Here is a 17,800-nt window from a genome sequence, read left to right as displayed (position 1 = left end):
GTTACCTCCTGAAAATTTGATTTGCCGAAAAAATCCGGCTTTTTCGGGTAAAAGGGGAACCCGGGCTTTCTGGAAAAGCCCCGGGTTCCCTGCGGAACTTCACGATTCTCCCATAAACACAAAGGCCCCCCAGAACACCGGATTTGCCCCGCCATATCGTTTTTTCACAACTTCCATCTGCTTCAGAGCCGCGTGGCGGAGGGCCTGGTTTCTGGCCATTTTGCCGGAAATGATGTTTTTGTAGAACTCGGTCATGAGTTCCCGGGTTTCCTTATCCGGGACGGACCACAGGCTCATGACCAGGCTCCTTGCGCCCGCCTGGGTGAATGCCCGCCGGAGACCATACACGCCTTCCCCGGCCTGCACATCTCCCAGGCCGGTTTCACAGGCCGAAAGCACCACCATGTCCGTGCCTCTCAGCTTCAGACCGAGAATCTTTTCCGCGGTGACAAGACCATCGCTTCTTTCCGGGTTGTCCGATTTCAGGGCGGTGTTAGCTCCGGCAAGGGCGATGCCGGAACGCAGCAAGGGGTTTTTATAATAAGCCTCTCTGCTGTTTGGTGCCATATGCATAGAGTTCAGGAAAAAACCATGAGTCGCCAGATGGAGTATTTTCGGAGCATCTTTCCGGAACAGAACTTCCTCCATTGCCGCTTTGTCCGTGTAAAGCTCCGAATTTTCCTTACCAAGCAAATTATAAATGGTTTCAGCTTCTTTTTTTGTTTCCGGAAGTCTTTTGAATTTCAACCCTCTCATATCCGCGGCACGAATGAAAATTTCTCTTTGTTCTGTCTGATTCAGTGCCAGCCTCTTTATGGCAGAGGCTTTTTCCTCCGCTCCCATATTAAAATCCGGGTCTCCCATGATGAGATGTTTTCCGCCTTTTTCCGCAATCTGACCAAAAGCCAGGGCGTCCCTGCCCGCGGCCAGATAATTAAAAGTGTAATCCTCAATGAGAAATTTTCCATCCGGTTCTTGCAGCATTTCAAAGGGAATCAGGTTCAGATTGCTGTCAGGCGAGGTGAAAATTTTTTTCACATCTCCGATCTCCTTTTTCAGGGGAGCGAATATCAAATTGTAAGCCTTTTTAGCAAATTTTTCCATCGTTCTCCCGCTTTTTTTCATGGTAATCAGCTTTTTGTATGCGAAGACTGCCTTATCTATGGTTTTGGCGTCTCCGAGATCAACAATGGCGAGCTTGCCACATTTGCCTGCATGAAGTACAAATACCAGATAGCGATCAGCAGGTTCCCATTCTTTTTCCTTTGATTCTGCTTTGAAGTTATACGACCATATCCTGGCAAATTCAAGCAGAACCGTATTTTCAGGAAGTGTCCGGGCAACCTTCTCACAATTCGCCCTTGCAATTCTCTGCTTCAAAGCAAAAGGCTGGCTTATCCGGCTCAGTTCTGTTTCCAGTTCTTGTTTTTTATTTTCCAGCTCAGACAGCTTTTGGGTGTAATCCACAGCTTTTTTCTCTGTAAATACAAGTTCTGAAAGCTGTTTTCTGACTTCAGAAAGTTCCTGAAACACTTTTTCGGCCCTGGGATTGTCTTTATAGAGCAGAGGCTCCTGAAACAGCTTGTTGGCTTCGAGAATGACACCTTTTCTCCTGAGCCAGATGTCGAAGGCTTCTTTTTTGGCATCAGCATTTTCTTTAAGATGCTGAGTGACAAAACTGAGAAAAAGATGGAGATTTTGTTTTTTTGAGGAGATGAATCTGATTTTTTCCTCTTCGGAAGTTGTCCCCAGTACCCAGTCAATGGTCATATTATCTATGTCCATAGCTCTGCGGAAAAAGCAGGCGGCTTTTTCAAAGTCGCCTGAACCGGTACAAAACCGTCCCATATCTCTGAGGTCAGGAACCAATTTGTCAAGCGGTGTTATTTTTTCCAACACTGCCAGCGTCTTTGTCAATAATGGTTCCGTGTCAGGATATTTCCTGATTTTTTTATAAATATGCCTCAATATATGCAGATTTCCGGCCAACTGATCATCTGTCACAGGAGGTGTGTTTTCAATAAGTTTCAGAAGTTTTTCAATTCTGGGAACCGCACCTTTATAATCCTCGTGTTTATTCAGTCCGCCTATCTGATTCTTCAGTTCGTTTATCTTTTTGTTCAGGGAAGTTATCGCTGTCTCATGTATGACAGAGTCCGTATCAGTCTGTACAAGCTTAATCAGAACTTCCGGATCGGTCAGTTTTGCAACAGCGCTTCTGCGTATCATAATGTCAGAATCTTTCAGAGCAAATTCTGCCAAAATCTTTTCGTCTGTCAATTTTTCCGCTGCCCGTCTGCGAATTTTAATATCAGGATGTTTCAGCGCAACTTTGGCTAATGCCTTCTGATCAGTGATTTTTCCCATAAAATCGTTTATGGGAAACGGGTCATCCAGCTTGAGAACAGCTTCGGCCAATAAATCCTGATCCGTCAGTTTCTTTGAGACCAGTGTGTAAAATCCTCTGCATGGGGTCTTTATTGAAGCAATTTCACTCCACACCTTTTGATCATAAATCTTTTCCCAGATTTGGCTGACTGAACTTTGAACACCACACTCAGAATAATATATGTCTTTTGGAAGTTTCTGATAAGTCCTGTTCAGCTCCTTTATAATGAATTGTCCCATAGCCTTCTGATCAGTCAGCTTTTCCGCCGCTTTTACACGAACCGACATCTCAGGGTGGTTCATGGCGATTTCTGCCAAAACCTTTTGATCGGTCAGTCTTCCCAGTGCTGTCAAACGAACCGCTCCGTCAAAGTCATTGAGAGCGGACTGCGCCAGCTTTTTTTGATCGCTCAGGTTTTTCAGCGCGGCTATGCGAACTTGTTTGTGAGAGTCATTGAGAGCGATCTGCCTCAGCGTTTTCTGATCTGTCAGACTTCCTGCTGCTGCCTTGCGACACCCCTCATAAGAATCATTGAGAGCGACCTGAGCCAGTGTTTTCTGATCTGTCAGTTTTTTTACCGCTATTTCGCGTAAACCCGGATGAGACTCGTTGAGAGCGACCTGCGCCAGAGCTTTCTGGTCCGTCAGTTTTTCTATCGCTATTTTATGAGCCAAACCAGAACCTTTCAGAGCGACCTGAGCCAAAGCTTTCTGATCTGTCAGTTCAGCCAGTTTTTTTAGCAGGATACATACCTGATCAGACTCATTGAGAGCGACCTGCGCCAGTGTTTTTTGGTCTGTCAGATTTTTTACCGCTGCCATACGAACATTCTGATGAGAATCATTGAGAGCGACCTGCGCCAAAATTTTCTGGTCTGTCAGCTTCTTTACCGCTGCCTTACGAATATACCAATAAGCGTCGCTGAGAGCGATCTGAGCCAGTGTTTTCTGATCTGTCAGCTTTTTTATCGCCGCCTTACGAACATCCGAATAAGAATCATTTAGTGCGGCCCGGGCCAGAATTTTCTGGTCTGTCAGCTTCTTTACCGCTGCTACACGATTCTGAGGATTAAGATCATTTTGAGCAATGTCAATCAGAAGCTTTTGATCTGTCAGCTCTTTTATCATTGAAGTCTGATCTGTCAGCTTTTTACCTGCTATGTTACGAACTGCTGCATCAGAATGACTCAGGGCGATCTGCGCCAAAATTTTCTGATCTGTCAGCTTTTTTACTGCTGACAGACAAACCGTTTTATCAGAAACATTCAGAGCGACCTGAGCCAATGCATCCTGATTGTTGAGCTTTTTTACTGCGGCTTTACGAACATCTCCATCGGAATCATTGATCGCGATCCGAGTCAGCACTTTCTGATCTGTTAATTTTGTTACTGATGCCTCACGATTCCAGGCATGAGAATCATTTTCAGCAATATCAGCCAGCAGATTCTGATCTGTCAAGTCTTTTATCGTCGAAATCTTTTGATCTCTCAACTTTTTTATTAACTGTCTGCGAATGAATTTATCAGGATCATTGAGAGCGATCTGCGCCAGTGTTTTCTGATCCGTCAGCTTTTTTATTGCTGCCTTACGAACATCTCTGTCAGAATCATTGAGAGCCACCTGAGTCAGTGTTTTCTGATCCGTCAGCTTTTTTATTGCTGCCTTACGAACATCTCTGTCAGAATCATTGAGAGCCACCTGAGTCAGTGTTTTCTGATTTGTCAGCTTTGCTGCTGCCTGTCTGCGAATGAATTTATCAGGGTCATTGAGAGCGATCTGCGCCAGTGTTTTCTGATTCGTCAGCTTTTTTATTGCCGCCTTACGAACATCTCTGTCAGAATCATTGAGAGCCGCCTGAGCCAGTACATCTTGATCCGTCAGTTTTTTTACGGCTATTTTACGAACAGATTTGTCAGAAGCGTTCAGAGCTGCCTGAGCCAACGCATCCTGATCGGTTTTTACCGCTGTCTTGTGAGCATCTCCGCCAGAATCATTGAGAGCAAACCGATTTTTTTGGTCTTTCGGTTTTACTCCCGGTGAACTGCGAACATCTGTGTCAGACTTAAATTGAGATGTTACTGTTCCACTCACATCAATGAAATAAACTTTGTTACCGTTAACATGGGAAGTCTTAATTTTCAAACTTTCAAATGTTCCGTTTTCAACAACCAGTTCAACGCCTTCAGCAGGTCTCAAACCGAATTTTTTCAGATCTTCGACAGTTATTGCGGAGTTCGGATAATCTCTAAAATAAGCCACGGCAGCCGTATAAGCGTTTTTTATATCAACAGATGCGAAGGTGTCATATGCTCGACGATCTCTCTGTGATCTTGAAACTCCGGAGTCCTTCTGAAAAAGCTTTTCTTCCGCTATCATACGAATTTTTCTGGCAGAAGGGCTATTAGCACTATAAGGGCTGCTATGCACCAGAATCAACGCATCGCGATCTGTCAGCTTTTTTACTGCCGCGATACAGATTTTTTCATCAGAAGCCTTGATAGCGATCTGAGCCAACGCATCCTGATTTTCGAGATTTTCTATCGCTGCTAACCGAGTTTCAGCAGGGTTATAAGGAGAGATGGCAGTTTGAATCAGCGACTTATTTTTCAAAGCATCAGACTTGGGTATTAAAAATCGCTCTTTTCTGATGTATTTTTCCAATGCTGTCTTACGGGCATTTATAACAGCATTATTTCGGGTGTTCAATTTCTTTAACGCAACACCTAAAATCTTCTGACCTGCCAGCCGTTCCGCTGCTACCGACCGAACCCATTCCCGGGAATCTTTTTTCATAACAACCGCCAGCAATTTCGGATGAGTCAGTTTGTTTACGGCTTCCCTGCAAACCTTTGGATCAGAATTATCCGGGATAATACAGAGCAGCCATTTCTGATTGGTTATTTTTTTTATCACTTCCCTGCGGGTTTCGGTATCAGGAGCGTAAGCGTGACCAATTAATTCAGTCTGATCAGTCACCTTTTTTAACGCTTCTCTTAATTTCCGTACAGGTTCCGGTATAATTTCAGATGATGTTTCCTGCTCATTCGCTGTTTTCAATGTTCCCTGTTTTATGAACCTTTCCAATGCAGCCTTACAAGCATCCGGCAAAGAATCATTCTGTGCGATCTCAGCCAATGTTTTCTGATCCGTCAGTTTTTTCAGGGCTGCCTCATAAACAAAGCTGGTGCCGGGTATATTCGCGGCAACATAAGCTAACCATTTCGGATCGGTCAGATTTCTTAACGCGGCTTTCCGAACCCCGGAATCATAATCATTCAGCAGGAAATCGGATAGAAATCTCTGGGTTGTCACCTTTTTTACCGCTGCTTTGCGAACATCCGGATCCGAGTCATTTTGTGCGATCTCAGCCAATAGTTTCTGATCGGTCAGTTTTTTTAATGCTTCTTCACGAACATCCTTATCAGCATCATTCTGTGCTACAGCAGCCAACATTTTCTTATCACGGAGTTTTCGTACCGCGACAGCCCGTATTTTTGCTATGGATTCATTCTGCAACTCCTCGGCAGTCATTCCGGATTCGGTCAGTTTCCTGCATAATACTGCTGTCTTACGGACATACATATCCGAAGCATGTTGTTCAATATCGCTTAAAGCCTGCGGGTCTGTCAGATTCTCTGCTGCCGAGATACGCACATCCTGATCTGTGGCGTTTTTCGCAAGATAAAGCAACAGTTTCTGATCCGTCAGTCTTTTTATGGCCGCGTTTCGAACATTCTTTTCAGGATCATTCTGAGAAAGGGCCGCCAATACTTTCTGATCATTCAGGCGTTCAGTTGCTATCTGGCGAATATCTGCATTGGAAGCATTCAAAGCAATATCTGCCAACTTTTTCTGATCTGTCAGCTTCTCCACCGCCTCATCACCTAATCTTTCTGATGCGATCTCCCGAAGATATGCGTCAGAACCATTTGCAAAATCAGTCAGAATTTTATGATCATACAGATTCATCACGGCTTTTCTGCGGATATCCTTGTCAGCATCTCTCAATGCCATTTCGGCTAAGACCTTCTGATCTTCCAACTTATCCAATACGATCTTTCGGACATCCGGATCAGAAGCATTCCGGGCAATATCGGCTAATATTTTCTGAACCGCTAATTTTCCCGCTGCTGTTTTCCGAACTTCCGGTGACGGATCATTCATTGCGATTTCAGCTAATATATTCTGATCATGCAGGCTTTCCACAGCGCCTTTACGAATATGCCAGTCAGAGTTGTTTTTCGCAAAATCGGTCAGGTATTTCTGATCGGTCAGATACGCTGTTGCTGCCTCACGAACTTGGGGATTGAACGCGTTCAGCGCTATTTCGGACAGGATATTCTGGTCGTTTATTTTTTTCAAAGTCCTTGCGGCAATAAGCCACGAACCGTTCAAGGCCACGAATTTCAACGACTGAGGATCGCTTAACCTGTCAGCCATCATCGGATCAGAGGTGATCATCGTCACATCTGCCATAAGTTTCTGATCTGTCAGCTTTCTGACTGCCTGGTAAAGCATAATTCTGTCAAAAGTGTTTATTGTAACAAAGGCTAAGGCTCTTTGATCGCTCAGTTTGTTTTGCATAATCTTTTCAGCTATAAGCATAGCTTCCATATAACGACCTTTTTTAACAGGAGCCTTCAGAGCCATTTTTACCCAAATATCATCAACCAACTGTATTTTCATAGGATTATTTGCTGTAAAATACAAAATAAGCGTAAGTACCAGTGCCGCCGTCAGGATCACTTTTCTCTTTTTTCCGCTGTTGCCTTTTCTTCTGACCCGTTTGCCAGCGTACTTCTCAGGTGCGTCAATATGCGTTCCGCAGTTCTCACACTCTGCCATTATGCCTTTGGCAGCCGGGTTTTCAGGTTTCTGCTTTTTTTCGGATGCTTTGAAAGCCCGTTCAGTTGCGGAAACAGGAATGGAAACAGACTGCCTGCAAGACGGACACCTGACTTTCTTGCCCGCGGATTGTATCGGCGCATTGATCTTTTTTCCGCAATTTTCGCAGTTCGCCCCGATACCTGAGGCTTTTTCAGACTTTTTCTTTCCTCCGGTTTGTTCGGGAAAAGAAATATCCTGTTTTTCAGAAGGGATATGTAACGTGCTGCCGCATCCGGGGCATTTCACCTCTTTGCCCGCATATTTTTCAGAAGTTCTGATGCTTTTCCCACAGTTTTCGCATGTTATGTGAATAGACATTTTATCCTCTGTTAATTCTGTAAACGGAAAATTTCATCCGTGCAGATTTATTTTCATGATCATCACTGATAGTTATGTGACATATCACAACCATAAAATCAGTTCAAATTTTTTTTCCAAAACATCCGCAAAAGCGGCTTCTCTGTCGCTGATTTTCCCGTTTTTACAATGCCTCTTCACATTTATTTTTTCTGATTATAACGGATTTAGAGAAGGCTCACCAAGCCCCGTAGAGGCGGCATGTTTGTAGCAGCTCCGCCAAGCCCCGTAGGGGCGGCATGTTTGTAGCAGCAGGTTTGCAGGCCCCCCAATGCTACAAATATGCCGCCCCCACGGGGCTTTCCCGGCCCGGCATGATTTGCTACAAATATGCCGCCCCCACGGGGCTTCTTTGCCTTGTGCGAACACTGAAACCAAAAACTCACAAGGCGCGGCTTTGCACTCCGGCGGGAGGGGCGGTTACGAGTTCAGGGCGTGACACAATGAACGAATCACTCCCCGGGCCGCCTGAGGATGATCTGCCATAAAATCATAAAGCGGCTTCTGATCCAGACGGAGAAGACATGTCTCACCGACTGAAGTAATGTCATAAGGGCATGGCTCGTTCGCTAACACGGCCAGTTTTCTGAAAACAGATCCCTTCTCTAAAAGAGTTAGTTCTGTATCTCCGTCACACACGGAGAGCCTGCCTTCCGTGACCACATACATGGATTTGCAGATATCTCCCGCGGCCAAAACCCTTTCCCCATTTTCCAATTCAATCGCCTGGGCAGCGGAAACCAGAGCGTTCAGATCTTCCTCGGATATTTCCGAAAAAATATCCAGGGATTTCAGTATTCGGCAAACTGAAAAGGATGGAACAGGATCAGGCAAAAAGCGGTTTCACATCGCTTCTGCTCAGTGTCGCCGCCATGGTTTCCGTGACGACTGCCGAAGTTGTTCAGAAAGCCATGGAAAAAATTCCCACGAAAAAAATTTCCGAATGGTGCGGAAAATTTCTTGGAAAATCCGTTCAGACGAAAAGAAGAGAGGCATTCTCATCTCCCAAAAAAACGGAACAAAAATGGGATCGGTTTCAGGATGCTGCATGAAGCTTCTTTTCATCAGACTACTAAGTACCTAACCAAAGTTTTTAATACCTGCCCGGGGAAGATATCCGGCTTTTTTCCGGAATGATGCGTCTCCGACAAAGGAAAAACCCGGGTTTCTCTGCCGCTCACAGAAAAAAAGCTGTATAAAAAAACTTCTGCTCAGGTACTTATCTTCAAGATATTTTCTGTTGTCATCCCTGTCAATTTTTGGTATATATTATTAACGTATCAAATTTATCACAAAAAAAATTTACAGATGGAAAAAATTGATAAGCGAATGATTGATAAAATTGTTGTTCAGCTTCCCGCGGGCAGATTTAGCGAGATGAAGAAAATCTTACGGTCTGCCCAGTTTAGTATCTGTCCATAAATTTTTCGGCTTTTTATCCAATACTTTACCTGCATAAGTTATGAGAGGTTGAGAAGAAAAAATTAAGGATCGGATTCTTCGGAAAAATTGTCTCATTTTACTAATATATTAATGTAATTTTTTTTACTCATATAATTCATCTCATTCTCATTTACAAAGAATAAGAAACGGTAATTTTCCACCGAATAAAATTACTCGTTCCTGTGAAAATGGAGGATTCTCAGAAAATCTTCGCCTTGAAAAATGAGATTTCAGAAATTCTGTGGAGAAATTTCTGACCGGATTCCACATTTCACCCCTCAAAACTTATTTGGTCGGATATTAGTTTATCATTAAGTAAATATCTGAGCAAAAGTTTTTTACTGATTATAATGGAGTTAGGAGAAGCTGGCAAAGCCCGCGGGGACGGAATCTTCGCAGCATTCATCATGCCGCACCTACGGGGCGGCGGCCTGCAAATCTGTTGCTACAAATATGCCGCTCTTACAGGGCTTGGTCGCTCCTCCCCTAAATTCGTCATAATCAGTTTATTTCGTCAACGACGGCGTGATTTACGTTTGACAAGGGGCATAGCATGTAATCAGTTGTCGCTGACACTTAACACCTAACACTTAACACCTAACACCCAAAAAACAATGAATCCAATTCCCAATTCTGCTCACCGAGCCTCGCGTTCGATTGTATGGATGGCTAACAATCCCGTTGCAGCCAACTTGGTCATGCTGGTGCTGCTTGTTGGCGGCGCAATTATTCTTTTTATGCAGGTCAAACAGGAAGTTTTTCCCGAATTTGAGATTGACTTGGTCAGAATCTCCATACCTTATCCCGGGGCTTCGCCGGATGAAGTCGAAAAAGGCATTATTCTGGCGGTCGAAGAGGCGGTGCAGGGATTGGACGGGGTGAAAGAGATCAGGTCCACCGCGACGGAAAGTATGGCTTCGGTAAATGTGGAGCTGCGTTATGATGCGGATAAACGAAAGGCAATATCAGATATTAAAAATGAGATTGATCGGATCAGTTCTTTTCCTCTGGATGCGGAGGAACCCATCGTCAGTATTCCCATGCAACGCCGGGAAGTTCTGGCTCTGGTTATCTACGGGGACCAGGATGAAAAGGTTCTCCGTGAGCTGGCAGAATCCGTGAGAGATGACCTTCTCAAAGAAGAAAAGATCACCCAGGTTGAACTGGGGGGAATCCGACCTTTGGAAATCAGCATTGAGGTCCCGATGTCCCGGCTGAGGGCATACAATCTCACCATTGACGCCATTGCAAAAGAAATTGCACGTTCCGCAATTGAACTGCCCGGAGGCGGTGTGAAAACTGCCAGCGGGGAAGTTCTCCTTCGAACCACGGAACGCCGGGACCTGGGTAAAGAATTTGAAGACCTCACTATTTTAAGTACAAAAGACGGCTCCCAAGTGAAATTGAAAGACATCGCCCGGATTCAGGACGGATTTGAAGAACAGGATGTGGCGAGTTTTTTTAATGGAAAACCCTCGGTGGAAGTCGGTGTCTATCGTATCGGCGATGAAACACCTCTGGAGGTGGCCGCGGCTGTAAAAAAATATAAGGAACGTCTCGACAAAGTGCTTCCTCCGGGTATCAAAACCGCTATCTGGAGAGACCGTTCAGAAATTTTCCATCAGCGCATAGACCTGCTGAAACGGAATGCTTTTATCGGTCTGTTCCTGGTGCTGGGAATTCTGGGCATATTTCTGGAAGTACGACTCGCATTCTGGGTCACCATGGGAATTCCTATTTCTTTTCTGGGTTCCTTTCTTTTCCTTCCGGCCGTTGACGTATCCATTAATATGATTTCTCTTTTCGCGTTTATTATCACCCTGGGAATGGTTGTGGATGACGCCATTGTGGTGGGGGAAAGCATTTATGTGCATCGCCAGCACGGGAAAAAATTTATTGAAGCGGCAATCAGCGGAGCCAATGAAGTTTCCACGCCGGTGATTTTTTCCATCATGACAACCATTACGGCCTTTTCTCCCCTTTTCTTTGTGGAAGGAACAATGGGAAAAGTATTCCGTATTCTGCCCTCAGTCGTTGTTATTGTACTTCTGCTCTCGCTTTTTGAATCGCTTTACATACTCCCTGCCCATCTCGGACACTTGGACAAAGCTAAAGAAACAGGCATCAGAGGGCGTCTGCATCGGCTTCAGCAGCGATTCGGAAAGCTGGTGGAACGTATGGCCGAAGGTATTTACGGCCCCATGGTGCGGTGGTCGGTAAACAATCATTGGATCACCTGGGCCTTGGGCGTTTTTCTCCTGATTGTCGCCATCGGATTTGTAAGCGGGGGACGGATCAATATCACGTTCTTTCCCAAGATAGAATCGGACTGGGTGGTGGCTGATGCCACCCTTCCTTACGGTGTGTCTCTGGAAGAGACCCAAAAAGTACAAAAGCAATTGGAGAAGGCCCTCTGGCAGGTGGTGGATGAGGAAAGCCCGGGATATCGGGACAAATTATGTAACGGCGTTTTTACCCAAATCCGCGGCAGCCATCTGATACGGGTTATTGCTTTTCTGGTTCCCACGGATCAGAGAGATATCAACGCCACCGACTTTGCCCAGCAATGGCGGAAAAAGATCGGATCTGTTGCCGGTATGGAGTCTCTGATCTTTGATTCCACAGCCGGCGGACCTCACGGGGGAAGTCCCATTGATATCCAGCTCAGTCACCGGGATATGGATATATTGGAACGGGCGGCCTCGGAACTGGCTGAGTTGCTGAAAGCTTATGAGGGCGTCATTGATATTAATGACGGATTTGCCACAGGAAAGTCCCAGCTGAATTTTACCATCAGGCCGGAAGCGCAGAGTCTGGGACTTACGGCCATGGAACTGGGACGCCAGATGCGTAACACATTCTGGGGGGCTGAGGCCATCCGGCAGCAGCGGGGGAGAAATATGATCCGGGTTGTGGTGCGCCTGCCCAGAGAGGAGAGAACCTCGGAATATGACATCGAAGAACTCTTAATACGCACCCCCGGGGGCGGTGAAATGCCTCTGTCACAGGCTGCGGAAATTACGCGGGGAAAATCCTACACCGCTATTTCCCGGACGGACGGACGACGCACGGTCCATGTCACAGCAGATGTGGTAGCCAGTGTGACGAGCGCACGGAAAGTAATCGCGTCTCTGATGAAAAAGGAAATTTCTGATCTGATGACACATTATCCGGGGCTGAGTTATTCTCTTGAAGGTGCGGAACGTCAGGGACGGGAGTCCATGAAAAGCCTGGGGGAAGGATTTGTCATCGCGCTGCTGGTGATGTATGTGCTCATTGCAATCCCTTTTAAAAGATATATCCAGCCGCTGGCAGTTCTGTCAGCCATTCCTTTTGGTATTGTGGGGGCGATTATCGGGCATGTGATCATGGGCTACAGTCTCAGTCTGGTCAGTATGATGGGGCTTCTCGCACTTTCCGGCGTGGTGGTGAATGATTCCCTGATTCTGGTCCATACGGCCAACCGGATGCGGGATGAGGGGACACCGCTGAAACAGGCGGTCTGTGATGCGGGCGTGCGGAGATTTCGTCCCATTCTCCTGACATCTCTGACCACCTTTCTGGGGCTGACACCCATGATTTTTGAGATGTCGCTTCAGGCACGATTTCTTATTCCCATGGCCATCAGTCTGGGGTTCGGCGTGCTTTTTGCGACGTTTATTATTCTCCTCATGGTTCCGTCGTTTTATCTTATTATTGAAGATATCAAAGATATTTTTCTGGAGATTGTCGGAGATTTTGGGAGGATTTTTGGTAAATTTTTGAAATTTTGAAGACCTCCGAAGAGTTGAAAATGTCGGAGGTCTTTCATAGGCCAGGTCGTGTCCTGTAATGAATAACTTATGAATTTGCTTTGCAGACCGAGGTTTGCTTCACATAAAAACTTCGCTGATGATAACGGATTCAGGGGAGGGCGCGACATGCTGAATTTATTGTGTCACAAGACGCCGTCCTCCCCGGACGTCATTCCGGGGGAAAACTGGCTCGATGTGCGATTTGAAATGCCACGAAGGCACGAAGGCGCGAAGTCTCACGAAGTCTCTTTGTGTTTTTTTGTGTCTTCGTGTCTTTGTGGCTTTGTCTTTTCGGTTAAAAAAAATTGCACATGGTCTGACATTTGAAAACATCACGATTTTCCGGAATGGCGGGAGCCTCCCCTGAATCCGTTATAATCAGTACATTTTTTTCTGCGAACGGCGGAGAAACCCGGCTTTTTCTTTCAGGGTCAGTGAATCATTTCGGAAAAAAAACCGGGTTTTTCCCCGGGCAAATATCGAAAACTTATGGTTAGGTGCTTAACAAAGCGCAGCGGTTTTTCGCGCACAACAACACACCTTTGCTAAGTGCCACGAAAAACTGTGAAATTCATACTTCGTAAATTCTGAAAAATATCGAGTAAAGCACTGGCACGACAATCAGCGTCAGCACCGTGGCAAAGGTCAGCCCGAACATGATGGTCACGGCCATGTCAATGAAGAACGCGTCAAACAGAAGCGGAATCATGCCGAGAACCGTGGTAATCGCAGCCATTGACACGGGGCGCACACGGCTGACCGAGGATTCCACCACTGCCTGAAACGGTGCCTTGCCTTCCCGGATTTCCAAATTAATCTGATCAATAAGCACAATGGCATTTTTGATGAGCATCCCGGCCAGACTGAGGAATCCCAACAGAGCCATGAAACTGAACGGCTGTCCCGTAAGCAGCAGCCCTGCGGTCACGCCGATGATGGCAAGGGGAACACAGAGAAAAATAATCATGGGCTGGCGTAACGCGTTGAAAAGGCAGATGACGGTGACGATCATCGCCAGAAAACTGACCGGAAGGACCCTTCCCAGTTTTTCCTGGGCTTCGGTGGAATCCTCATATTCGCCGCCCCATTCCATTTCATATCCCATAGGAAGCTCAATGGCCTCAATCTGCGGCCTGAGACGATTAAAAAGAGGACTGGCAAGACCGATTTTCGGATCGCATTCCGCGGTGATGGTTCGCATCCGGTTTTGCCTGTGGATGATGGCGTCTTCCCATTTAATATGATCCCCGGATACAAGCTGGGATATGGGAACCATTTTCCCGGTCATGGGGCTTCCCACCTGCAAATCATTCACATTATCCACATTGATCCGCTCCCCCTCGGGGGGCCTTGAGACAATGGGAATCAGTTTATTTTCCTCACGATAGACACCTACGGAAAGCCCGCTGAAAGACATCTCCAAGGACTGATTCAGATCAGAACGGGATATACCCACGCGCCGCGCCTGTGCTTCTGCAAACTCCGGGCGGATCACTTTGACCCGCTGACGCCAGTTGTCCCGGATATCTTTGGACATAGGATCCCCGCGCATGATCGCCTGAGCCTGGTCTGACAGCTGGCGGAGAACTTTGGGATCAGGCCCGCTGAAGCGCACCTTAATCTTGGCCCCGCCTCCGGGACCGAGGACGAATTTTTTTGTCTTAGGCTCCGCGTCCGGGAAATTTTCCCACAGAAACTGCCGGATTTCCGGAAGCATCCCGTCAATGGTATGATAATCCTTTACCGTGACCAGCAACTGACCATAAGCTGTGTCCGGCTTTTCAGGGCTGTAAACCAAAGTAAAACGCGTCGCACCCGAACCAATAAAGGAGGCCACGGTAGCCACTTCCTCCATGCTCATGAGATATTGCTCAATTTTCTCCATATCTTTGGCAGTTTCCGTAATATGGGTGCCTTCGGGGCGCCAGTAATCAATCATAAACTGGGGCCGCGTGGAAGATGGAAAAAAGCTGTCCTTGACAAATCCGAAGCCATAAACAGAAAGGGCCAGAAGTCCTATCATCAAAGTGCAGGCCAGCTTTCTCCAGTTCAGGCAGATGATCAGAAATCTTTTGTAAGTCCGGAAAATCAGCCCGCCATACAGGTCCTGGTTCTCGCTCCCGGGTTTGGCAGTCAGGAGCATGGTGCAGAACAGCGGCGTCACCGTCACAGCCAGGACCCAGCTCATCATCAGGGAGATGAGGATCACCTGAAACAGAGACCGACAGAATTCCCCCACACTTCCGGGGGCAAACCCGATCCCGGAAAATGCGAAAACAGCCACCACGGTTGCGCCGAACAGCGGCCACATAGTCTGTGAGACAATCAGAGCCGCTGCCCGGATGCGATTTTTTCCCCGCTGAATATAAATCAGAATCCCCTCCGTGACCACAATGGCGTTATCCACAAGCATACCCAGCGCAATGATCAGCGCGCCCAGGGATATTCTCTGGAGATTGATATGAAAAATATTCATAAAAATAAACGTGGCACAGACCGTGAGAAGCAAAATCGCTCCGATGAGGATTCCGCTGCGAATGCCCATGAAAATCATCAGCACGCCAATGACAATAGCCAGCGCCTCGGCCAGATTCAGAACAAAACTGTTCACGGATTTCTTCACGCTTTCGGACTGATACGACACGATTCCCAGTTCCATGCCAATGGGACGGTTTGCCTCAAGCTCGTCAAGGCGCTTGCGGATGGCTTCTCCCATTTTCACGACATTTCCGCCGGACACAGTGGAGATGCCCAGGCCGATGGCGGGCTGTCCGTTAAAGCGCATCATGGTTTGTGGCGGTTCCGCATATCCCCGCGTGATGTTTGCCACATCTCCGAGTGTGATGAAACTGTCGGATTTGCCCCCATGAACCAGGAGTTTGCCGATTTCATCCACGGATTCAAACATGCCTGTCGGAGAGATGCGGATATATTCCGGTCCGACTTTTACCTGTCCTGCCGGTGAAACCGTGTTCTGCTGATTCAGCGTGTTATAAATGTCCCGCTGCGAAACCCCCAGCTCGGTCATGCGCGAACGGGACATCTCCACATACACGACTTCCTGCTGAACGCCGTAAAATTCAATCTTTGCCACATCCTTTACCAGCAGGAGTTCCCGTCTGAGATCGTCCGCATAATCCTTGATTTCTCTGTAAGAATAGCCATCTCCGGTAATGGCAAAGAAAACACCATACACATCACCGAAATCGTCATTCACAACTGACGGGCCCGCGCCCGGAGGCAGATGTCCCTGAACATCTCCAACTTTGCGACGCAGCTCATCCCATATCTGGGGAAGCGTGTGTTTGTCATATTTATCCTTCATCTCCACTGTGACAATGGACATGCTTTTTCTTGAAACCGAGGTCACCTTTTCCACCTGTCCCATCTGCTGGATCGCAGTCTCGATAATATCGGCGACCTCTTCCTCCACTTCTGTGGGGGACGCGCCCGGATAGTATGTGACGACCAGGGCTTCTTTGATGGTAAACTCAGGGTCTTCGAGCCTTCCCAGATTCTCATAGGACAGGAAACCGCCTCCGATGATAAGGATCACAAACATCAGGGTGATGGTCTTTTTATGAATCGCATGTTCCCCCAGGTTCATTTTATGCCCCCTTTTTCGTTTTCAAGAACTCGCACCTCCATGTTTTCCTGAAGAAAATGAACCCCTGCTGTTGCAATCATTTCTCCAGCTTTAAGTCCTTGGGAAACTTGAATGTCTTTGCCAGTAAGACGGCCCACGCTGATTTCACGTTTGGAAACGGTCATGTTCGTCTGATCCACAACCCATGTGTATTGTCTGCCGGGTTCGTCAGCAAAAACAGCGCTCACAGGAATGGTAAACAGAGAGCCATTCGCATTCCCGGAATGCTTCATTCGGCCCGTTATCGTGGCTGTCATTCCGGGAAGCAGGCTGACACCTTCCGGAGCCGCCATGGTCAGCGTAACAGGGTAGGTTTTTGTCTGCGGGTCCGCCTGTGTGCCGTGTTCTTTGATCTCAACCGCAAATTCCTTATCAGGCAGAAATTCGAATTTAGCCGTTATTTTGGCGATGTTTGTTTCATCAACGGTGGCCATATCTTTTTCAGGAATATCAACGAGAATTTCAATGCTCGACACATCCTGAAGGCTCACAATGGGCTTCTTTGCATCAACATCTTGGAATTTTTCCACAAATTTCTTTGCAATGACCCCGGAAAACGGTGATCTGAGATATGTGTCATCCAAGGCGGCCTGGGCTTTTTTGCGCTGGGCCTCCAGTCCCCTGATGCGGGAAGTCATGGCGTCAATATCCTCCCTGCGCGCTCCCTTTTTCCCTTTTCGGAGATTCTGGGAGGCTGTATTAAGATGAGCCTTTGCAACATCACGGGCGCTTTTATAACGGTCATAATCTGCTTTGGGCACGACCTCCTGTGAGTAGAGATTTTCATAACGCTTAAAATTTTGTTCTGCTTCCTGGAACCGTGCCTTGGCCGCGGCGACTTCAGCCTCCAGCACCTTTACATCTTCGGGTCTTGCCCCGGCTTTCATGGATTTGAGATTGGCGCGTGCTTCAGCCAGCGAACTCTCGACATGGGCAAGATCCGTTTTATAATCCCTCGGATCAATGCGGGCAATAAGATCGCCCTTTGCAACAGCCTGCCCCTCGTTTACAGGAAAATCAACCAGAGGCCCGGATATTCTGAAGGCAAGATCAACCTGCTGAGACGCCTGCACTTTTCCGGGAAAAGTCCGAGTATCGCCCCCGGACGCCGACGATGTCAGAACCATTGTTCTGACAGGTCTTACAACAACCGAGGCAGCCTTTTTTTCTTCCTCCGCGCACCCTGTCAGAAACAGGAAAATCGCCGCCATAATCGCACCCAATCTTATCACAAACACATTCACTGTCATTCCTCCTATGTAATTCAATTATCCAATTATCAATT

6 protein-coding genes are annotated in these 17,800 nt (G+C 47.0%); 2 read left to right on the top strand and 4 right to left on the bottom strand.

The window, feature by feature from the left end; genetic code table 11:
* Positions 1-99: 99 nt before the first annotated feature.
* Entirely contained in the window at positions 100-7,593 is a 7,494-nt protein-coding gene (locus dnm_RS28300) for a CHAT domain-containing protein (RefSeq protein WP_207680223.1), read from the bottom strand.
* A 459-nt stretch (positions 7,594-8,052) separates the two neighbouring features.
* The gene (locus tag dnm_RS28295) at positions 8,053-8,466 is read right to left on the bottom strand and encodes a Crp/Fnr family transcriptional regulator (RefSeq protein WP_207680222.1); all 414 of its coding nucleotides are present in this window, start codon (positions 8,464-8,466) and stop codon (positions 8,053-8,055) included.
* Between dnm_RS28295 and dnm_RS28290 the strand changes: the two genes are divergently transcribed.
* Both dnm_RS28290 and dnm_RS28285 read left to right on the top strand, forming a co-directional pair.
* On the top strand, positions 8,448-8,684 hold the full coding sequence (locus tag dnm_RS28290) for a hypothetical protein (protein WP_207680221.1): 237 nt from the start codon (positions 8,448-8,450) through the stop codon (positions 8,682-8,684). The two genes, dnm_RS28295 and dnm_RS28290, sit on opposite strands and share 19 nt — an antisense overlap.
* 1,056 nt (positions 8,685-9,740) lie before the next feature.
* On the top strand, positions 9,741-12,848 hold the full coding sequence (locus tag dnm_RS28285; protein WP_207680220.1) for an efflux RND transporter permease subunit: 3,108 nt from the start codon (positions 9,741-9,743) through the stop codon (positions 12,846-12,848).
* A gap of 592 nt (positions 12,849-13,440) precedes the next feature.
* On the opposite strand, the gene dnm_RS28280 is transcribed toward dnm_RS28285, so the two are convergent.
* Together dnm_RS28280 and dnm_RS28275 are read right to left on the bottom strand one after the other, a co-directional pair.
* Positions 13,441-16,476 carry an efflux RND transporter permease subunit gene (locus tag dnm_RS28280; protein ID WP_207680219.1) on the bottom strand — a complete coding sequence of 1,012 codons (3,036 nt, stop codon included), beginning with the start codon at positions 16,474-16,476 and terminating at the stop codon, positions 13,441-13,443.
* Positions 16,473-17,759, bottom strand: coding sequence for an efflux RND transporter periplasmic adaptor subunit (locus dnm_RS28275; RefSeq protein WP_207680218.1), 1,287 nt, complete (start codon positions 17,757-17,759; stop codon positions 16,473-16,475). The genes dnm_RS28280 and dnm_RS28275 overlap by 4 nt, the downstream gene beginning before the upstream one ends.
* Between the last annotated feature and the right edge of the window lie 41 nt (positions 17,760-17,800).

The sequence above is a fragment of the Desulfonema magnum genome (assembly GCF_017377395.1).
In the GTDB taxonomy this organism is placed as follows: domain Bacteria; phylum Desulfobacterota; class Desulfobacteria; order Desulfobacterales; family 4be13; genus Desulfonema_C; species Desulfonema_C magnum.
This window is presented reverse-complemented; position numbering and strand designations above follow the sequence as displayed.

What these genes read in the sequence shown, in the direction of transcription:
- dnm_RS28290 (WP_207680221.1), top strand. Translation starts at nt 8,448, where the DNA reads ATGGAACAGGATCAGGCAAAAAGCGGTTTCACATCGCTTCTGCTCAGT.
- dnm_RS28300 (WP_207680223.1), bottom strand. Translation starts at nt 7,593, where the DNA reads ATGTCTATTCACATAACATGCGAAAACTGTGGGAAAAGCATCAGAACT.
- dnm_RS28280 (WP_207680219.1), bottom strand. Translation starts at nt 16,476, where the DNA reads ATGAACCTGGGGGAACATGCGATTCATAAAAAGACCATCACCCTGATG.
- dnm_RS28285 (WP_207680220.1), top strand. Translation starts at nt 9,741, where the DNA reads ATGGCTAACAATCCCGTTGCAGCCAACTTGGTCATGCTGGTGCTGCTT.